Genomic DNA, 20,431 nt, shown 5'->3' with positions numbered 1-20,431 from the left:
CAGGTCCGGACGGCGTCAGTCCTCCTGACCCGCTTCGACCACGGTAAGCGCGGTCATGTTGATGATCCGGCGCACGGTCGCCGATGGCGTCAGGATATGCACCGGCTTGGCTGCGCCGAGCAGGATGGGGCCGACCGTCATGCCTTCGCCAGCAGAACTCTTGAGCAGGTTGAAGGCAATGTTGGCCGCATCGAGCGTGGGGAAGATCAGCAGGTTGGCATCTTCACGCATGCGCGCGTTGGGGAAGACCTGCAGTCGGTGCTTGGCATCGAGCGCCGAGTCACCGTGCATCTCCCCCTCGACCTGCAGTTCGGGGTGCTGTTCATGCAGCATGCGCAGCGCGATGCGCATCTTCTCGGCCGTCGGCGAGTCGGCCGAACCGAAGGACGAGTGCGACAGCAGCGCAATGCGCGGCTCGACACCGAAACGCACCATTTCTTCCGCCGCCAGGCGCGTCATCTCGACCACCTGCTCGGGCGTCGGGTCGTAATTGACGTAGGTATCGGCCAGGAACAAGGTGCGACCCGGCAGATTGAGCAGATTGAGCGTATAGCAATGCTTGGCATCCGCACGACGCCCGAGCACGGCTTCGACGAAGTCGAGGTGCAGGCGGTGCATGCCATAGGTGCCGCAGATGAGGCCGTCGCCATAGCCGAACTTGAGCAGCAGCGACCCGATCAGCGTGGTGCGACGACGCACTTCCTTCTTCGCGTATTCGACCGACACACCCTTGCGCTCCATCAGCGAATGGTAGTGCTCCCACAGCTCATGGAAGCGCGGGTCGGAGTCGGGGTTGACCAGCTCGAAGTCACGCTCTGCCTCGATACGCAGACCAAAACGCTTGATGTTGTTCATCACCACGTCGGGGCGGCCGATCAGGATCGGGTGCGCAAGCCCCTCGTCGACCACCGTCTGCACCGCACGCAACACCTTCTCGGACTCACCCTCGGAGAAGATGATGCGCTTGGGCGCACGCTTTGCCGCAGCGAACACCGGCTTCATGATCAGACCGGAGTGCCACACGAAGTTGTTCAGCTGGGCGCGATAGGCGTCCCAGTCGGTGATCGGACGGGTCGCCACGCCGGACGTCATCGCGGCTTCCGCTACGGCCGGTGCGATCTTGACGATCAGACGGGGGTCGAACGGACGCGGAATGATGTATTCGGTGCCAAAGCCCGACACCTTCTCGCCATAGGCCGCGGCGACGATATCGCTCTGCTCTGCACGCGCCAGCTCGGCGATCGCCTTCACAGCCGCGAGCTTCATCTCGTCCGTAATGGTGGTGGCACCGACATCGAGCGCACCACGGAAGATGAAGGGGAAGCACAGCACATTATTGACCTGGTTCGGGTAATCCGAGCGGCCGGTGGCGATGATCGCATCGTCGCGTACTGCCAGCACTTCTTCCGGCAGGATCTCCGGGATCGGGTTGGCGAGCGCCAGGATCAAGGGCTTCGGCGCCATCTTCGCCACCATCTCGCGCTTGATCACGCCGCCGGCCGACAGGCCGAGCACGACGTCCGCGCCCTCGATGATCTCGGCCAGCTTGCGCGCGTCGGTCTTCTTGGCGTAGCGCGCCTTGATCGGGTCCATCAGCGTGGTGCGGCCTTCGTACACCACGCCCTCAATGTCGGTCACCCAGATGTTCTCGACCGGGATGCCCAGCATCACCAGCAGGTCGAGGCAGGCGAGCGCAGCCGCGCCCGCACCCGAGGTGACGAGCTTGACCTTGTCGAGCGCCTTGCCCTGCATCTTGAGGCCGTTGAGGATGGCCGCGCCGACGACGATTGCGGTGCCGTGCTGGTCATCATGGAAAACCGGGATCTTCATCCGCTCGCGCAGCTTGCTCTCGATGTAGAAGCACTCCGGCGCCTTGATGTCTTCGAGGTTGATGCCGCCGAAGGTCGGCTCAAGCGCTGCGATCATGTCGATCAGCTTGTCGGCGTCGGGCTCGTTGATCTCGAGGTCGAACACGTCGATCCCGGCGAATTTCTTGAACAGCACGCCCTTGCCTTCCATCACTGGCTTGGCTGCGAGCGGGCCGATGTTCCCCAGACCGAGGACGGCAGTCCCGTTGGTGATGACGCCGATCAGGTTGCTGCGCGAGGTGAGGTTGGCCGCTTCGGCCGGATCCTCGACGATGGCATCGCAGGCGGCCGCTACGCCCGGCGAATACGCCAGCGAGAGGTCGCGCTGGTTGGACAGCACCTTGGTGGGCGTAACCGAGATCTTTCCGGGACGCGGGTAGCGATGGTAATCGAGCGCCGCAGCGCGAATCAGTTCATCCATGAGTGTCTTCCGTCTCGTCTGTATTGTGGTTCTTGTGGTTTCTCGCGTGCAGCGCCCGACACCGGAAAAACATCCAGCTTCGGTCACTGCGCGGGCCGCAAGCTTTCAAGCATACACCTGTGAAACGCGTTTTCACATTGCGAAAAGCATTTTCAGTCACTGGCGTTTTCCGGAAAATGGGACCCGTGGCATAATGTTAGGCTTTCATCGGCTGCGGACTATCCTAGTATTTTCCGCAAGTCGTTTTGCAGGATGCATAGCGAGGCCCGCTGCGGCCAAGACTGTGCAGGCCTGACGCCCGCCGGCCGCAAGGCCTTTCGAGACTGATCGGGCTCGACCGACGGGGAACGGTTTCGCTTCAGCAAACTGGAGAGCTTTTCGCCATGAGTCAACGCTTCGCCGACGCAGCCCTGGCTGCAGCACCCGATTATGTCCGTCACGAAGGCCTGAAGAAATGGGTCGCGGAGATCGCCACCCTGACCGAGCCCGACCAGGTCGTATGGTGCGACGGCTCCCAGGAAGAATACGACCGCCTGTGCGCCGAAATGGTCGAATCGGGCATGCTGATCAAGCTCAACCCCGAAAAGCGCAAGAACTCCTATCTCGCTTTCTCCGATCCGTCGGACGTGGCGCGGGTTGAAGATCGCACCTTCATCTGCTCCAAGGACGAGGGCGATGCCGGCCCCACCAACAACTGGGAAGAGCCGTCCAAGATGCGCGGCACCCTGAACGAACTGTTCAAGGGTTCGATGCATGGCCGCACCATGTACGTGGTGCCGTTCTCGATGGGCCCGCTCGGTTCGCCGATCGCACATATCGGCATCGAGATCTCCGACAGCCCCTACGTCGTCACCAACATGCGCACCATGACGCGCATGGGCAAGGGCGTTTTCGACGTACTCGGCACCAACGGCGAGTTCGTGCCCTGCGTGCACTCGGTGGGCGCCCCCATCGCCCACGGCGAGAAGGACAGCCGCTGGCCGTGCAACCCGACCACCAAGTACATCGTTCACTTCCCGGAAACGCGCGAGATCTGGTCCTACGGTTCGGGCTACGGCGGCAACGCCCTGCTGGGCAAGAAGTGCTTCGCCCTGCGCATTGCCTCGACCATGGCGCGCGACGAAGGCTGGCTGGCCGAACACATGCTGATCCTCGGCGTGGAAAGCCCAGAAGGCGAGAAGACCTATGTTGCAGCGGCCTTCCCGTCGGCCTGCGGCAAGACCAACTTTGCCATGCTGATCCCGCCCAAGAGCTTCAACGGCTGGAAGATCACCACCGTCGGCGACGATATCGCCTGGATCAAGCCGGGCAAGGATGGCAAGTTCTACGCCATCAACCCCGAAGCCGGCTTCTTCGGCGTGGCCCCGGGCACGTCCGAGAAGACCAACTTCAACGCCATGGCGACCCTGAAGGAAAACATCATCTTCACCAACGTCGCACTGACCGACGACGGTGACGTATGGTGGGAAGGCATGAGCAAGGAAGCCCCTGCACACCTGATCGACTGGCAGGGCAAGGACTGGACGCCGGAAATCGCCAAGGAAACCGGTCGCAAGGCCGCTCACCCGAACTCGCGCTTCACCGCGCCGGCCGGCCAGTGCCCCTCGATCGACGACAACTGGGAGAACCCTGAGGGTGTGCCGATCTCGGCGTTCATCTTCGGTGGTCGTCGCGCCACCACGGTGCCGCTGGTCTACCAGGCCTTCAACTGGAACTTCGGCGTGTACATGGCCGCGACCCTCGGCTCCGAAACCACCGCTGCAGCCTTCGGCGCACAGGGCGTGGTGCGTCGCGACCCCTTCGCCATGCTGCCGTTCTGCGGTTACCACATGGGCGACTACTTCAACCACTGGCTGAAGATGGGTCACACGGTGGAGAACACACCGAAGATCTTCTGCGTGAACTGGTTCCGCATGAACGAGAAGGGCGAATTCATGTGGCCCGGCTTCGGCGAGAACATGCGCGTTCTGAAGTGGATCGTCGACCGCTGCAAGGGCCGCATCGCCGCCAAGGAAACCGCGCTGGGCTGGATGCCGCGCTTCGAGGACCTCGACTGGACCGATGCCGACGTCAGCAAGGCCGAGTTCGACGCACTGACCGAAGTGGACACCGCCGCGTGGAAGCAGGAACTTGCGCTGCACAAGGAGTGGTTCGACAAACTCGAGGACCGCCTGCCGAAGCAGTTCATGCTCAAGCGCGAACTGTTTGAACTCGCGATGAACGCAGACTGATTCCATCCCGGCCGTCACGGCCGGCACGGACGACAAAGCGCCGATCCGTCGGCGCTTTTTTCTTTTCAAGGAACAAACGATGACGCCCCCGCAACTCGCCCGCCGAATGTCCGACATCCAGCCCTTCCATGTCATGGAGTTGCTGCGCCGCGCACGCGAACTGGAAGCCGCGGGACGGGACATCATCCACATGGAGGTCGGCGAGCCCGACTTCCCCACCCCTCAACCGATCATTGACGCGGCCAGTCGATTCATTGCCGGCGGCGACGTGCACTACACGGCCAGCCTCGGACAGCCCCGCCTGCGGGAAGCCATTTCCAGCTTCTACCGCACTCAATTCAATGCAGAGGTCCCGCCCGAGCGCATCATCATCACCGCAGGCGCCTCAGGCGCCCTGATGCTGGCGCTGGCAGCAACAACCGACCCCGGCGACGAATGGCTGCTGCCAGACCCCGGCTACCCGTCGAACCGCCACCTGGTGAGAGCGTTCGAGGGCGTGGCAACGAGCTTGCCGGTCGATGCCGCCACCCGCTATCAGCCGACGCCCGAACAGATCGACACGGCCTGGGGACCCCGTAGCCGGGGACTCATGGTTGCGAGCCCGTCCAACCCCACCGGCACCCTGCTGACCGGCGCCGAACTGGTCGCGCTTCATCGCAGCACCACGGCGCACGGCGGTCTGCTGCTGGTCGACGAGATCTATCAGGGGCTGACCTACGGCGTCGACAGTTCAACCGCGCTGGCACAGGCGGAACTGGCCGAGGCGAACAACGTGTTCGTGGTGAACAGCTTTTCGAAGTATTTCGGGATGACGGGCTGGCGTCTGGGCTGGATGGTGGCACCGCAGGCCTATGTGCGGGAGATCGAGAAGCTCGCGCAGCATTTCTTCATCTCGGCCTCGACCCCGGCACAGCACGCTGCACTGGCGGCATTCGAACCCGCGACACTGGAAATTCTGGAGGCGCGCCGGCTTGAATTCGGACGTCGTCGCGACGCCCTGGTGCCGGCTTTGCGGGAACTCGGCTTCAATATCGCCACCGAGCCTCAGGGGGCGTTCTACATTTATGCGGACGTATCCGCGCTGACCTCGGACAGCGAGCAACTGGCGCGCCGCCTGATTGAAGAGGCAGGCGTGGCCGCGACGCCGGGACTGGACTTCGGCCATCACCGCCCGCGCCAGCACCTGCGCATCGCCTATACAACGCGAAGCGAGCGACTGCTTGAAGCAGTCGCTCGCATGCGTACGGTTCTTTAAGCGGCCAAGACCGCAGCCTCAGACGGGGCGAACCCGCCTGCAGACTCAGGCAGCGCCGTCGGACTTGCGGCCAGCGGCAGTGGTCAGACGCTGCTGCATGGCCATGACCTTGCGGGCATAGGCAGCAGCGGGATCACTCAGGGCGCCACCGTAGTACTGCAGCGCGGACTTCATGCTGCCATAGCGGCGCAGGCCTTCCTGCAGCACCAGGGTGCCGACACGCACGTTCAGTTCGGGATCGAACAGCGCATCCTCGCCCCGCTCGTCACCGATCTTGTCCATGTGGAAGCGCGGGATGACCTGCATCAGGCCCTGCGCGCCCATGGAGCTCTCGGCAAAGGGGTTGAAGCTTGACTCGATCGCCATGACCGCCACGATCAGCAGCGGATCGATGCCGACATGCCGCCCCGACTCCTCTGCCGCCAGCAGCACGGGCTCGAGGGCGACGGTCGACACTTTGTAGCGCCTCGAAACCCAGTCACGTACGCGGGCCATTTCGCGCGACAGCGTGACATCTTCTTCGACAACCTTGGCGCTGACCTTTTTGGCGGCAGGCGCTGCGGCTACAACGGGGGTTTCTGCTGCATTGGCTTCGGAAACCAATGCGTTGAAGGAAGTGGCCTGTTCGCCGTCGAGACGGCCGGAGCCGATGAATACGACTGCTACCAGACCAAGCGCCAGCAAACTGCCGTGCGCCATTCGAAACAGACCGGAACTGGCTGAGCGCCAGACGCGTTCAAAAGACGTTGCGTGATTCATGGTGTCCTCCGTGCTGTGGCCGGAACACATCGCTGCCAGACTCAGGTAGGAGCCATGACGGAACCGGGAAGGTCACCCGGTGTGGGGGCGGCTTGATGGCCGGTAAGCCAGGAAGCCGTGCGAGATGTTCGGTCGCCAGTAGGTGTAAGACAGGAGCCGCAACCAGACTCCGGTCCCGCGGTGCGCACGTCCATGACTGAAGTGCCGTGTCGCTTTAGCGAGCCCCGGCAACGCACCGAAAATTGATTGGTTTAAAACAATGCTGCAATGCAATGTGCGCGGAGTCTATTGATCTGATTGACTTTTGTCAAAACCGACCTGTTGCAGTGGCGCCACAGCACCGGCCCGAACCCAGTCAAAGCAAGGCCCCGGGTCGGTCTTGCGCCCGGGCGCGATGTCCGAATGGCCGGCGATTTCGACCCCGGGATAACGCCGTCGCAGGCGCTTCAGGAGCGCAGCAAGCACATCGTATTGCACACTTTCAAACGCCTGATTGTCGCAGCCCTCAAGCTCGATTCCGATCGAAAAATCGTTGCAGCGTTCTCGTCCGCGCCAGGTGGACACCCCCGCGTGCCAGGCCCTGGCCTCGGTGGGAACGAACTGGATCAGCTCGCCGTCACGGCGGATGAAAAAATGCGCCGACACCCGCAAGTGACTGATGGTTGCGTAATACGGGTCTTCGTGCGGATCCAGTGAATTGGTAAACAGTTGAATCACGCCGGGCCCGCCGAAACGCTCGGGCGGCAGGCTGATGGCGTGGATGACGACCAGCGAAATACGCTCGCCCGCCGGGCGGGCGTCGAAATTCGGGGACACGATCCGTCTCACTCCGCGCATCCAGCCTTTCACTCTGCTCACTCCCTCGTCCGCAAACACCGTGGCAGGACCGCAGGCCGCGATCCCGGGCACAGGATTCTAGTCGATCGGCGCACGTCGGGCGGCCCCTCATCCACCGGCCCTGGTCACCCGGGCCCGTCCGCATAGCGCCAATCGCTTACAATCGACACCCTGCTTTCCCACGCCAGACACCCATGAGCTACAGCCGCCCCGCTTTCGAATCCAAACTGTGCCCGCCCGACGCACTGGCATCGCGCTGCGCGCAGTTGCCGCAACCACTGGTCTTTACCAACGGCTGCTTCGACATCCTGCACCGCGGCCACGTGACCTATCTTGCGCAGGCACGCGCACTGGGTGCGGCGATGGTGGTGGCGCTCAACACCGACGCGTCAGTCAAGCGCCTGGGCAAGGGCGATGACCGTCCGCTCAACCCGCTGGAAGACAGGATGGCCGTCATGGCCGCACTTGAGAGCGTCGATCTTGTCACCTGGTTCGACGAAGACACGCCGATCGAGCGCATCCTCGCGGCGCACCCCGCCATTCTGGTGAAGGGCGGCGACTGGGCGCCCGAAGCCATCGTCGGCGCCCCCGAGGTGCTTGCCTGGGGCGGCACGGTGCATTCGATTCCATTCGAGGTTGATCGCTCCACGACGGCGCTGATCGGTCGCATCCGCGACGGCGGGTGAGCCGGATGCACGCTGCAGGCGCCAAACAGACGCAGCACCTCGCCCACCTTGCAGCTAGAATGCCCCCCGATGCCCGCTAAATCCGCCTCCGCACTGCACATCCTCGAACACGTTTTCGGCTATACCGCCTTCCGCGGCGAGCAGGAAGCCATCGTCGGGCACGTGGCCAGCGGCGGCGATGCACTGGTGCTGATGCCCACTGGCGGCGGCAAGTCGCTGTGCTACCAGGTGCCGGCCCTGATGCGCGAAGGCACGGCCATCGTGGTGTCACCGCTGATTGCGCTGATGCACGACCAGGTGAGTGCACTGGTGGAGGCCGGCGTCAATGCGGCCTTCCTCAACTCCAGCCTCGACGCCGAGTCGGCGCGCGCGGTGGAGCGGGCGCTCTACGACGGCAGCCTCGATCTGCTCTACGTGGCGCCAGAGCGTCTGATGACGCCGCGCTTTCTCGATCAGCTCGACCACCTGCGCGACACCAACCGGCTTGCACTGTTCGCCATCGACGAAGCGCATTGCGTATCGCAGTGGGGGCATGACTTCCGCCCGGAATACCTGCAGCTCTCCATCCTGCCCGAGCGCTACCCGTCGATCCCGCGCATCGCCCTCACCGCGACCGCCGACCGCCAGACGCGCGAAGAGATCGCCACCCGGCTGCGGCTGGGCGAGGCACGGCGCTTCATCTCGAGCTTCGACCGGCCCAACATCCGCTACACCATCGTCGAGAAGGACGACCCGCGCCGCCAGCTGATCGGCTTCATCCGCGAGGAATACCCCTCGGACGCCGGCATCATCTACTGCCTCTCGCGGCGCAAGGTGGAGGAAACCGCAGCCTGGCTGCAGGAACAGGGCGTCAACGCCCTGCCCTACCACGCCGGCCTGCCGCAGGAAGTGCGTGCCGAACACCAGAACCGCTTCCTGCGTGAAGACAGCATCGTAATGGTGGCCACCATCGCCTTCGGCATGGGCATCGACAAGCCCGATGTGCGCTTCGTCGCCCACCTCGACCTGCCACGCTCGATCGAAGGCTATTACCAGGAAACCGGACGCGCCGGGCGCGACGGCCTGCCGGCGCAGGCCTGGATGGCCTGGGGTGCGCAGGATGTGGTGCAGCAGCGGCGCATGATCGACGAATCCGAGGGCAGCGAAGAGTTCAAGCGCCTGGGACGCAACCGGCTCGAGGTGCTGGTCGGACTGGTCGAAGCCACCACCTGCCGGCGCCAGCACCTGCTGGCCTATTTTGGCGAAAGCTCGGCCCCCTGCGGCAATTGCGACAACTGCATCAGTCCGCCCCAGACCTGGGATGCCACCGACGCCGCACGCAAGGCTTTGTCCTGCGTCTATCGCACCGGCCAGCGCTACGGCGCCGGTCACCTGATCGACGTGCTGCGTGGTGAGAGCACCGAGAAAGTGGTGGAGCGCGGCCACGCCGACATCAGCACCTTCGGCATCGGCAGCGACCTCGACGAAAAGCGCTGGCGCACGGTCTTCCGCCAGCTGGTTGCGCGCGAACTGGTCGCGGTGGATCACGAGCGCTACAACGCACTCACCCTGACCGACCTCGCCCGTCCGCTGCTGCGCGGCGAGGCCGAGTTCCTGCTGCGGGTATCGACCGAGAAAACCCGCAGCCGCAGCCGACGCAGCGCCGCCCGCCTGGACATCCCGGGCGGCATCCCGACCACCCTGTTCGACAGCCTGCGGGCGTGGCGCGCAGCGCTGGCCAAAGAACGCAACGTGCCCGCCTACGTGATCTTTCACGATGCCACCTTGCGTGAGATCGCCCTCGCCCGGCCCGACAGCATGGCCGCTCTGGGTGGCATCACCGGCATTGGCGACCGCAAGCTCGAAGCCTACGGTGAAGACATCCTGAAGGTCGTAAGCGAGACCGGTTGAAGACGCACGACGCGCATCGTCGCCACCGTCGGGACGGGCGCTACGGTCCGATCAAGGTCAGTTCCGTCGCAATTCGCTCAAGCTTTTGCGCCGGAATGCCGTAACATTTCCAAGCGCATATCAACGGACCCGGGGCGCATCACGCCCCGCCATTCATGGCCTCACTGGATCAGCTCAGCGTACTCGTCATCGAAAGCCAGCCCACCATGCGTGCGCAGCTCAGGACCATGCTGTCCTCGATCGGCCTTGCCGAGGTGCAGTTCGCGGTTTCTGCGGGCATGGCGGTGCGGCGCCTGCGTGAGCGTCGCTACGACCTGATCCTGTGCGAATACAACCTGGGGGACGGCCAGGACGGGCAACACCTGCTGGAAGACCTGCGTACCCACGAGATCATTCCGCTCGACACGCTGTTCGTCATGATCACGGGCGAACGCAACTACGAGCGGGTGGTGAGCACCGCCGAGCTGTCGCCCAACGACTACATTCTCAAGCCACTTGCAGCCGAAGCCTTGCGCGCACGACTGATGCGTGCGCTCGACAAACGCGACGCCTTCCTTCCTGCGTGGCACCTGATGGCCATCGGCGACACACCGGAAGCAATCGCCTATTGCAAGGAGGCTGTCGACAGCTATCCGCAGCACATTGTCGACTTCATGCGCCTGCAGGCTGAGCTGCACGTATCCGCGGGCCAGATGGCCGAAGCCGAGGCGGTCTACCGTGAGGTTCTCAGTGGAAAGTACATTCCCTGGGCGCGCCTCGGCCTGGCCCGCACGCTGTTCCTGAGCAAGCAGTACGATGAAGCCGACCGCATCCTGAGCGAACTGATCGCCGAGAATGATCGCTTCATTGCCGCTTATGACCTGCTGGCCCGGGTGCGCGAAGACACCGGCCGCCCCGAAGCCGCGCTCGACGTCCTGCGCACCGCAAGCGAACGCTCGCCCTATCGGGTAACCCGCCTGCGCCACGTGGGAGCGCTGGCCCTGGCGGTAAACGACCCGGGGGTAGCCGAAGAAGCCCTGGCGGAAGTCGTGCGCAAGGGCAAGTACTCGGACTTTCGCGATCCGGAAGATCACGTCCGGTTGGTGCAGGCGCAGCTTGCGCTGAACCGTGTGGACGCTGCCAGCGCGACCATCACCGACCTTGACCGCAGCATGGGCGGGCAGCCCAAGGCGGATCTGTGCAAGGCATTGTCGACCGCCATGCTGCACAGCCACACCGGCGAGGCTGCACGCGCCCGTGAAGCTCTGCTCGGCGCGGCCAAGGCTGCCCCGGGCGCGGCAAACATGTCGGTCGGCCTGAAGCAGGAGCTCATCAAGGCCTGCTTCGATCATCAGCTCGGCGATGCCGGCGGCGAGATGGTGATGAATATCCTGCGCACCTCGGCCGACGAGCGCACGGTGGAAACCACCCGCACGCTGATGAAATCCCGAGGGCTTGAGAAGCTGTCGAAGGAAATCGAGCAACGCATTCAGACCGAAGTGAAGGAGTTGATTTCGGTCGGAGCAGAGAAGGCCCACGCCGGTGACTTCGACGGTGCTGTGGCAGAGATGATGAACGCGGCACGCAAGATGCCCGGCAACCCGCATGTGCTGTTCAACGCAGCGCTCGCCCTGTTGCGTCACATCGAGCACCGGGGCTGGAACGAGGCCTTCGCCAGGCAGGCGCGGGCACTGATCGAGCGCGCACGCAAGCTCGCGCCCACCAGCAACCGCCTGTCTGCGATCACCGAGTTCATGCACGGACTGATCAAGCGCTATGGCATCCGGCCGGAACGGGTCATGGACAGCGCCGACAAGGCGGCCCTTTTCCGCAGAGCCAACGCCCGCAAATGACGCTTACCCCATTCCTGAGCACACTGCAGCGTGCCGCGCGCATCCTGCCGCTGCTGTTCCTGCTCGCAGCCTGCACACCAGCCGGGTCGAACACCGACGCGTCGGGGCTCCCGCCCGAAGCCATCGACACCCTGAGTCTCATCCAGAATGGCGGCCCCTTCCCCTATCGCAAGGACGGCACGGTCTTCCAGAACCGCGAACGCCTGCTGCCCGATCGCCCGCGCGGCTACTATCGTGAGTACACCGTCCCCACTCCAGGCGCGCGAGACCGGGGCGCCAGACGCATTGTGACCGGCGGCAAGCCCCCCGAAGTGTTCTACTACACTGCAGACCATTACCGCAGCTTCCGCCGCATCGAGCCCCGCCCATGAGCACATCCACCGCCCCCCGGCCACTGACCGCACTCCTCGCAGACCTCTCCCGCGCAGGCGTACGCCCCCTGCCGCCGGGCAGCGCCGAGCGCCTGGCCGCCGCCGCATCGCAGATCGGTTTCAGTTGCGCACGCATCGACCTGGGTGACTGCGAGGACAAGGCCGCACTGCTGGCCCGCATCGCCACTGCACTCGCGTTTCCGCGCTGGTTCGGTCACAACTGGGACGCCCTTGCCGACTGCCTCGGCGACCTCGGCTGGCATCCAGCCAAGGGCCATGTCCTGTTACTGGAACACGCCGGCAGCTTTCGCGAGCGCCACACCGAAGACTTCGAAACCCTGCTTGCCATCCTGCGCGAAAGCGCCGCCCTTTGGGCTGGCGAGCAGCTTGCCTTCTGGGCCTTCGTCGACCTCTCAGGCCCCGACGCCGGCTGAACCGGCCGGCCGGCCGCGCAGTTTCCATCCCATTGATCAACATCGCTTTCCGACAGGTTCGACTGGGGACTTGAAACTGTTCGACCAGACCCTATATTTGTCTTGAAGCCGGAGGATTCACCGGCAAACATCAAGACAAGGAGAGCGAACATGAGCAACCTTTCCCGCCGTGACCCCCTCGACGATCTTTTCCGCGGCTTCTTCGTCCGCCCGGTGGATTTCGGCAATGTCGCCAACACCGAAGCGCCGCAGATGCGCGTCGACGTCAAGGAGAACACCGAAGGCTACGAGGTCCACGCCGAACTCCCGGGCATGAAGAAGGAAGACATCCACGTCCATATCGATGGCCCGGTGGTGTCAATCAGCGCCGAGCGCAAGCAGGAAAAAGAGGTCAAGGATGGCGAGCGCGTCCTTCGCACCGAACGTTACTTCGGCAAGGTCTCGCGCAGCTTCCAGCTCGGCCAGGATGTCGATGAAGCCAAGGCCGTGGCCAAGTTCAACGATGGCGTGCTGGAACTCACGCTGCCGAAGAAGCTTGCCGCGCAAGCCAAGCGCCTGACAATCGACTGATTTGCGAACCTGATCGCCTTTCAGTAGCGGAAGACCACGGTCTTCCGCTTTTTGTTTACACCTGCGGCCACTACAATCGGGGCATCGTTTCCGGAGAAACCCGATGTCCGCTGCCAGCATCACCGCATCCACCCCTCCCGCCCTCAAGGCCGAGATCCTTGCCGAAGCGCTGCCTTACATCAAGCGCTTCTTCGACAAGACGATCGTCATCAAATACGGCGGCAACGCCATGACCGACCCCAAGCTGAAGGACTGCTTCGCGCGCGATGTCGTCCTGCTCAAGCTCGTCGGCCTGAACCCGGTCGTGGTGCACGGCGGCGGCCCGCAGATCGAGAACCTGCTGGCCCGCGTCGGCAAGAAAGGCGAGTTCATCCAGGGCATGCGCGTCACCGATGCCGAAACCATGGAAGTGGTCGAGATGGTGCTCGGCGGTCAGGTCAACAAGGAAATCGTCAACCTGATCAACAAGCACGGCGGCAAGGCCGTCGGCCTCACGGGCAAGGACGCCAGCTTCATCCGCGCCAAGAAGCTGATGATGCAAAAGCTCGACGCCCCGCTCGGCGACCTCGTTGACGTCGGTCAGGTCGGCGAGATCACCAGCATCGACCCCAGCCTGATCTCCTTCCTCGACAAGGGCGACTTCATCCCGGTGATCGCCCCCATCGGCGTCGGCGAAGAAGGCGAGACCTACAACATCAATGCCGACGTCGTCGCCGGCAAGCTCGCCGAGATCCTGAAGGCCGAGAAGCTGATGCTGCTCACCAACACCCCGGGCGTCCTCGACAAGGCCGGCAACCTGCTTACCGGCCTCACCCCGCGCCAGATCGACGACCTCGTCGCCGACGGCACCCTGTCAGGCGGCATGCTGCCCAAGATCGGATCTGCGCTGGACGCAGCACGCAATGGCGTGAAGTCGGTGCACATCATCGACGGCCGGGTGGAACACTGCCTGCTGCTGGAAATCCTCACCGATCACGGGGTGGGGACGATGATCAAGAGCAAGTAATCACGACGACGGGGGCTACGGCCTCCGTTTTTTTGCCTGGAACAACTCCTCCACGCTCCTCACGCCCCTCATGCTCCTGCGCCGCGCGGCCCTCCTCCTCGCCCTGACGACAACTGGCGCAAGCGCGGCCGTCATTACGGTCGGCCCCGGAGAGTCGGTTGATACGATTGCTGCTGCGGCACGTCTTGCCCAGGACGGCGACACCGTCCTGATCAAGGGCGGCACCTACCGCGGCGATGTGGCCGTGTGGACGCAAAAGCAACTCGAAATCCGCGGCATTGACGGACGCCCCGTGCTGATCGCCGACGGCAAGAGCGCCGAAGGCAAGGCCATCTGGGTGTTCCGAAATGGCGACTACACAGTGGATAACATCGAGTTCCGCGGTACGCGGGTGGCCGACGGAAATGGGGCGGGGATTCGGTTTGAACGCGGAAAACTTGCGATCAGCAACTGCCTGTTCGAAGACAACCAGATGGGACTGCTCACCGCCAATTACGAGGATGCAGAACTGCTGATCAGCGACAGCATTTTCAGCACTGCCCCGCACGACGGTCCCACACTCAACCACCTGCTCTACATCGGGAAAATTACTCGCGTCTCGATCACGGGCAGTCGCTTCCACAGCGGCTTCAAGGGGCACCTGATCAAGTCCCGCGCACGCAACACAGACCTTCGCTACAACCTCATCTACGACGGCCCTGCTGGTGAAGCCTCATACGAGGTCGACCTCCCAAACGGTGGCGACGCCCTGTTGATCGGAAACATCATCGGTCAAAGCGCAGCGAGCCAGAATCCGGTCATCGTAGCCTTTGGCGCTGAAGGTCCGACCTGGCCAAATAGCCGGCTGCAGATGTCCCACAACACCCTGATCAGCCAAGGCTGGCGCCCAGCCTGGTTCGTGCGCAGCTGGGCAGAAAAGCTGCCTGCTGACACCACAATCACAACTCGCAACAACCTCACCGTGGGCCTGGGCGTCTTCACCACTCTGCTGCCTGGCAGCCACAGTGGAAACTGCCCGCTGCTGCCCGGTGCGCTCGACCCCGCAACACTTGAATTAACGCTCGGAGACTCATCATGGCTTCGGGGCCTTGCCTCCCCTGCTGAGCCGCCAGCACTTACCCCACAAGCCGAATTTACCTTTCCACGTGGCACTCGCTCCCTGCCGCCCACGACCCAATGGACGCCCGGTGCATATCAAAGCACCGAACCACCTCTTGCCTCAATCACCGTTCCGAAATGAGCAAGACGTTTAGTCTTGTAGCGGACTGCAACAGCGTCCATTCCGGTCATCAGCGGACATTTGTCGCAAACGGTGCGGCTGCTTTGGGCTAGACTCGGCAGCCTGCATATTCAATCAGCACTATATGGCAGCCTGGCAATGAACTCGACCCACCTCCTGCATCAGCTTATTTCCGCGTCTGCACAACGCTCGCCCGACAGTGCGGCGCTAACACATGGCGCCGACACGCTCAGCTACTTCGAACTGGCAGAACGCGTTACCTCTTTTGCCGACGGACTGATCTCGATCGGTCTCAGCCGCAGCGAACGTGTAGCGCTCTATCTCGACAAGCGCATCGAAACCGTCGTTGCAACATTTGGCACCAGTGCGGCAGGCGGCGTGTTCGTGCCCGTGAATCCCATCCTGAAAGCAGAACAGGTCGGCTACATTCTGCAGGACTGCAATGTTCGGGTGCTGGTCACCAGCCCTGAACGTCTGAGCGCGCTCAAGAGCACCCTCGAAAACTGCCATGACCTGCGCCACGTCATTCTTACCAGTACCCCCGACGAGCGCCCGACCCTGCAAGGGGCCTCAGTCCACGTGTGGTCGGAGCTGACGGCTGGGCCGTCCTCTACTGGCCATCGCATCATCGACACGGACATGGCCGCCATCCTGTACACCTCGGGCAGTACCGGCAGGCCAAAGGGGGTCGTGCTCTCGCACCGCAATATGGTCATCGGCGCCAAAAGTGTCGCTCAATATCTTGAGAATCGCCCTGGCGATACCTTGCTTGCCGCCCTGCCACTCTCGTTCGACGCCGGCTTTTCACAGCTGACAACTGCATTTCATGCCGGGGCCCGTGCCGTCCTGCTCAATTACCTGATGCCGCGAGATGTACTCAAGGCCATGGAGAAAGAGAAAGTCACCGGCCTCACAGCCGTGCCGCCACTGTGGATTCAGCTTTCCCAGCTGCAATGGCCGGAAACCATTACCGATCATCTTCGCTACATCGCCAACACCGGCGGGCGCATGCCACTGGAGACCCTGAACAAGCTGCGCTCGGCGCTCCCGAAGACAAAACCATACCTGATGTATGGCCTCACCGAGGCCTTCCGCGCCACCTACCTCCCCCCGAAGAGGTCGACCGCAGGCCCGACTCTATTGGCAAAGCCATACCCAATGCAGAAGTGCTTGTACTGCGCGACGATGGTTCGGAATGCGCGCCGCACGAACCCGGAGAGTTGGTGCAGCGGGGAGCGCTCGTGGGCATGGGCTACTGGAACGATCCCGAGAAAACAGCCGAGCGTTACAAACCCTTGCCCTCTGGCGCAGGTGGGCGAGAGGCCGGAATCGTCATTCCCGAACTTGCAGTGTTTTCGGGTGACAACGTTCGTCGCGACGAAGAAGGTTTTCTTTACTTCATCGGACGCCGTGACGAAATGATGAAGACCTCAGGCTACAGGGTCAGCCCCACCGAGGTTGAAGAAATCCTCTACGCAACGCAAATGGTTGGCGAGTGCGCTGCATTTGGCGTGCCCCACGAAACCTTGGGCCAGGCCATCGTGGCAATCGTCACGCCAGCACCGGGGGGCGCGATAGACCTCGCAGCACTGCAGACCGAGTGCCGCACCCGCATGCCGGCATACATGGTGCCCAGTCGGATTGAAGTCCGAGAAGGTCCTCTGCCACGCAATCCGAATGGAAAGATTGATCGCAAGATGCTGGCGAGTGAGTTGGTGCAGCATTGAGCCAGCGGCAAGCTATCACCTTCTGCACTTCAGGCAACCCGACTGCCAGCCTGCGCGGTCATCGTTTTCCAGCGCACTCAGTCCTTGGACATAAGGCAGTTCGAGGCGGGCCTGACAGCTCAAATAGTGCGGAAGTCCGAGTCTTTCCCGCTTCCGCACCCGCCTTCGCAAAAACGTTTGATGGAGTTCGCAGTGCCTGAACAGTTCAGCGGTCATTTTCAAAGCACACCGGGCGCGCCAGCACAGCCCGCACTATCATCGCACCTGTCCCGTCATGATTTTCCGCATGGAGCACTCGGCCACTCCAACACGCTAAGCACTTTCAGTGAAGACGGCCTTACCTGCCTCGCTCTGGGAACACCCCGCTTCAACGATTCCTCACTGCGCGAAATTTGCGCGCAACAAGGCGCATCCGCGGCATGGATGCGCGCCTTGCGCAAGAATGGCGAAGCAGCGCTTCAAGAGGTGAAAGGCCGCTTTTGTGTGGTCCTGATCAGCGACAACGGTAATGACGTCCTGCTTGCCACAGACCGATTCGGAACCTGGCCGATCTGCTATTCGGCCACAGCCGATATGCTGACCTTCTCTGATCGCGCCGACTGCGTTCCCGATGCCAAGCGGCAGATCTCGTCGCAGGCAGTGTACGAGTATCTCTTTTTCCACATGATTCCGGCCCCAGACACTATTTTCGAGGGGGTGCTGCGCCTTGAGGCAGGGCACTTGCTCAAATGGCAGGCGGGGGCAGCACAATGCATTCGCTGGTGGACGCCGATTTTCGACGAGCAGAATACGCCGGATCTGGAGGACGCTAAAGCACAGTTCCTCCAGATCATTCAGGACGGCGTCACCCATGAAGCCGCTGGGCACAACGTGGGCACCTTCCTTTCGGGCGGCACTGACAGCTCCACCGTTACCGGCATGCTGTGCAAGACGCTCGGCGTGCCCGCGCGCAGCTATTCCATTGGTTTCGACGCCAGTGGCTACGACGAAATGGAATACGCCCGTATCGCTGCCAAGCACTTTGGTGCGGACCATCACGAGTACTACGTAACACCCGACGATCTCCTCGACGGCATACCGTGCGTAGCCACCCACTACGACCAACCCTTTGGCAATTCCTCAGCCGTGCCCGCGTGGATCTGCGCCTCCCGTGCGCGCGAAGACGGCATTGACAAGATTCTCGCTGGCGATGGGGGCGATGAACTTTTTGGTGGTAACACCCGCTACGCCAAACAACGCGTATTCGGCTGGTACGACAGCGTTCCCGGCGCACTTCGCCGCGGCCTGCTTGAGCCCAGCCTTGCCCTTCCCGGCATGGATCGCATTCCCTTGATCAAGAAGGGGGTCAGTTACGTCGAGCAGGCCCGCGTCCCGATGCCAGACCGTATCCATATGTACAACATGCTTGTGCGACTGGGCATGGGTAACGTCTTCGAACCCGACTTCCTTGCCAGGATAGACACCGACCGGCCGCAGCGCGAACAGCGCGAAGTCTGGCATGCGACCAATGCCAAATCGCACATCAACCGCATGCTGGCTTACGACTGGAAATACACCCTTGCCGACAACGACCTTCCAAAGGTCATCGGCACGACACAACTCGCAGGCATCGATGTCGCCTTTCCGCTGCTTAGCGATGAACTACTGGCATTCTCGACCTCATTGCCACCCGAATGGAAGCTCAAACGCCTTACGTTGCGCTGGTTTTTCAAGGAAGCCTTGCGCGGCTTCCTCCCCGACGAAATCATCGCCAAGAAGAAGCACGGCTTTGGCTTGCCCTTTGGCGTGTGGGCCTGTCAGCACGCAGGGCTCAAAGCCATGGCTGCAGACGCGCTAGGCAGCTTCCGCGGTCGCGGCATTGTGAAGTCGAACTTTATTGACGACCTGCTGAAAATCCACCTCCCAGCCCACCCCGGCTACTATGGCGAAATGGTATGGATTCTGATGATGATGGAATTCTGGATGCGAGAGCACGAAACGGCTCACTAAACGACGACTAGCATCCATCTGCCAACGCCAAGAACCAAGAGCACAAACACATGACTGAAGTCCGCACTCCTCCTGTCCATACGCCAATGAATCAGTTTCCCGCGCGGGGAGGCGAACTCCTGGTCAACGGCATACCGCTCAGTCGCATTGCCGCAAGAATCGGCCGCACCCCCTTCTATGTGTATGACCGCAGTCTTCTCACATCGCGCGTGAAACAGCTACGATCAGCCCTCCCAGCTGCGATCAAGCTTCACTATGCAATGAAGGCGAACCCGATGCCGGCGCTGGTCTGCCACATGGCAGGACTCGTCGATGGCATCGATGTTGCCTCCGCGGGCGAACTCATGGTTGCGCTCGACGCGGGCGCCAACCCACAGGAAGTCAGCTTTGCCGGACCGGGAAAAACCGATGCCGAACTGCGGCAGGCCGTTGCGGCGGGCATTCTCATCAACGTTGAATCGTTCCGCGAAGTCCCTATCCTTGCGGCCGCAGCACAGGAGCTCGGCTTACCCGCCAGGGTTGCTGTCCGGGTCAATCCAGATTTCGAGCTCAAGTCGTCCGGCATGAAGATGGGCGGCGGCCCAAAGCAGTTTGGTGTCGATGCCGAACAAGTGCCTGAGCTGCTCGCTGAAATCGGCCGCGCCGGGCTCGCCTTCGAGGGCTTTCATCTCTTTGCGGGTTCGCAAAACCTCAAGCCAGAATCAATCGTCGAGGCGCAACAGAAAAGCTTTGCCCTTGCCTGCAAGCTCGCCGAACACGCGCCCGCACCCGTCAAGTTTCTAAACCTTGGGGGCGGCTTCGGCATTCCGTACTTCCCAGGCGAACAGCCGCTGGATCTGACACAGATTGGCACCAACCTCACCGATATCGTCGAGCAGGCGAAAATCAGCCTGCCGCAAGCAGAGATCGTCATCGAACTCGGCCGCTACTTCGTGGGAGAAGCCGGCCTGTACGTCAGCAAGGTAATTGACAAGAAGGTCTCGCGAGGCCAGACATACCTTGTCACCGACGGAGGCCTGCACCACCATCTTTCAGCCTCGGGCAACTTCGGGCAAGTCATCCGCAAAAACTACCCCGCAGCCATTGGGAACCGGATGGGCGCAGAGGGCCAGGAAAACGTCTCGGTGGTCGGTCCGCTTTGCACCCCGCTAGACCTGCTCGCAGACCGAATGAGCCTGTCGGTGGCGCAACCTGGTGATTTGGTGGTGATCTATCAATCCGGTGCGTATGGAGCCAGTGCAAGCCCGCAGGGGTTTCTGGGGCATCCGGAGGTGATCGAGGTACTGGTCTGAATCCGGCCGGGACGCAAGGGGCT

At 62.5% G+C, this 20,431-nt stretch carries 15 protein-coding genes and 1 pseudogene; 13 read left to right on the top strand and 3 right to left on the bottom strand.

What is annotated here, in order from left to right; genetic code table 11:
• Positions 1 to 15: 15 nt before the first annotated feature.
• Entirely contained in the window at positions 16 to 2,289 is a 2,274-nt protein-coding gene (locus CEW83_RS18965; protein ID WP_108950750.1) for an NADP-dependent malic enzyme, read from the bottom strand.
• 383 nt (positions 2,290 to 2,672) lie between these two features.
• Here CEW83_RS18965 and CEW83_RS18960 point away from each other — a divergent pair, with 383 nt between their 5' ends.
• Both CEW83_RS18960 and CEW83_RS18955 read left to right on the top strand, forming a co-directional pair.
• Positions 2,673 to 4,520, top strand: coding sequence for a phosphoenolpyruvate carboxykinase (GTP) (locus tag CEW83_RS18960; protein WP_108950749.1), 1,848 nt, complete (start codon positions 2,673 to 2,675; stop codon positions 4,518 to 4,520).
• A gap of 79 nt (positions 4,521 to 4,599) precedes the next feature.
• Positions 4,600 to 5,775 carry a pyridoxal phosphate-dependent aminotransferase gene (locus CEW83_RS18955; RefSeq protein WP_108950748.1) on the top strand — a complete coding sequence of 392 codons (1,176 nt, stop codon included), beginning with the start codon at positions 4,600 to 4,602 and terminating at the stop codon, positions 5,773 to 5,775.
• A gap of 45 nt (positions 5,776 to 5,820) precedes the next feature.
• Here CEW83_RS18955 and CEW83_RS18950 read toward each other — a convergent pair whose 3' ends face one another.
• Together CEW83_RS18950 and ampD are read right to left on the bottom strand one after the other, a co-directional pair.
• Positions 5,821 to 6,534, bottom strand: coding sequence for a transglycosylase SLT domain-containing protein (locus CEW83_RS18950; RefSeq protein WP_108951528.1), 714 nt, complete (start codon positions 6,532 to 6,534; stop codon positions 5,821 to 5,823).
• Between the two features lie 285 nt (positions 6,535 to 6,819).
• On the bottom strand, positions 6,820 to 7,371 hold the full coding sequence (ampD, locus tag CEW83_RS18945; protein WP_108951527.1) for a 1,6-anhydro-N-acetylmuramyl-L-alanine amidase AmpD: 552 nt from the start codon (positions 7,369 to 7,371) through the stop codon (positions 6,820 to 6,822).
• A 194-nt stretch (positions 7,372 to 7,565) separates the two neighbouring features.
• Here ampD and rfaE2 point away from each other — a divergent pair, with 194 nt between their 5' ends.
• The 11 genes and pseudogenes from rfaE2 to CEW83_RS18890 all read left to right on the top strand — a co-directional run bounded on the left by rfaE2 (position 7,566) and on the right by CEW83_RS18890 (position 20,408).
• Positions 7,566 to 8,057 (top strand): D-glycero-beta-D-manno-heptose 1-phosphate adenylyltransferase, encoded by a 492-nt coding sequence (gene rfaE2, locus CEW83_RS18940; protein ID WP_108950747.1) that lies wholly within the window; start codon positions 7,566 to 7,568, stop codon positions 8,055 to 8,057.
• A 69-nt stretch (positions 8,058 to 8,126) separates the two neighbouring features.
• Entirely contained in the window at positions 8,127 to 9,947 is a 1,821-nt protein-coding gene (gene recQ / locus CEW83_RS18935) for a DNA helicase RecQ (RefSeq protein WP_108950746.1), read from the top strand.
• A 155-nt stretch (positions 9,948 to 10,102) separates the two neighbouring features.
• Complete coding sequence (locus CEW83_RS18930) at positions 10,103 to 11,779, top strand: response regulator (protein ID WP_108950745.1); 1,677 nt, start codon at positions 10,103 to 10,105, stop codon at positions 11,777 to 11,779.
• A complete protein-coding gene (locus tag CEW83_RS18925) occupies positions 11,776 to 12,150 on the top strand; it encodes a ribonuclease domain-containing protein (protein ID WP_108950744.1) in 375 nt (124 codons plus the stop codon). Before CEW83_RS18930 ends, CEW83_RS18925 begins: the two co-directional genes overlap by 4 nt.
• The gene (locus CEW83_RS18920; protein WP_108950743.1) at positions 12,147 to 12,584 is read left to right on the top strand and encodes a barstar family protein; all 438 of its coding nucleotides are present in this window, start codon (positions 12,147 to 12,149) and stop codon (positions 12,582 to 12,584) included. The genes CEW83_RS18925 and CEW83_RS18920 overlap by 4 nt, the downstream gene beginning before the upstream one ends.
• A gap of 150 nt (positions 12,585 to 12,734) precedes the next feature.
• On the top strand, positions 12,735 to 13,154 hold the full coding sequence (locus tag CEW83_RS18915) for an Hsp20/alpha crystallin family protein (RefSeq protein WP_108950742.1): 420 nt from the start codon (positions 12,735 to 12,737) through the stop codon (positions 13,152 to 13,154).
• 103 nt (positions 13,155 to 13,257) lie between these two features.
• Positions 13,258 to 14,160 (top strand): acetylglutamate kinase, encoded by a 903-nt coding sequence (gene argB / locus CEW83_RS18910; protein WP_108950741.1) that lies wholly within the window; start codon positions 13,258 to 13,260, stop codon positions 14,158 to 14,160.
• A gap of 70 nt (positions 14,161 to 14,230) precedes the next feature.
• Positions 14,231 to 15,400: a right-handed parallel beta-helix repeat-containing protein gene (locus tag CEW83_RS18905; RefSeq protein WP_108950740.1), complete on the top strand. Its 1,170-nt coding sequence runs from the start codon at positions 14,231 to 14,233 to the stop codon at positions 15,398 to 15,400.
• Positions 15,401 to 15,538: 138 nt separating this feature from the next.
• A pseudogene (locus tag CEW83_RS18900) lies at positions 15,539 to 17,127 on the top strand (acyl-CoA ligase (AMP-forming), exosortase A system-associated).
• A gap of 192 nt (positions 17,128 to 17,319) precedes the next feature.
• Entirely contained in the window at positions 17,320 to 19,116 is a 1,797-nt protein-coding gene (locus tag CEW83_RS18895; RefSeq protein WP_332871093.1) for an asparagine synthetase B family protein, read from the top strand.
• A 50-nt stretch (positions 19,117 to 19,166) separates the two neighbouring features.
• Complete coding sequence (locus CEW83_RS18890; RefSeq protein ID WP_108950738.1) at positions 19,167 to 20,408, top strand: pyridoxal-dependent decarboxylase, exosortase A system-associated; 1,242 nt, start codon at positions 19,167 to 19,169, stop codon at positions 20,406 to 20,408.
• Positions 20,409 to 20,431 lie beyond the last annotated feature (23 nt).

The organism is Parazoarcus communis (assembly GCF_003111645.1).
Lineage (GTDB): Bacteria > Pseudomonadota > Gammaproteobacteria > Burkholderiales > Rhodocyclaceae > Parazoarcus > Parazoarcus communis_A.
The sequence above is the reverse complement of the archived record's forward strand: the minus strand, read 5'-3'. Positions and strand labels throughout refer to the sequence as shown.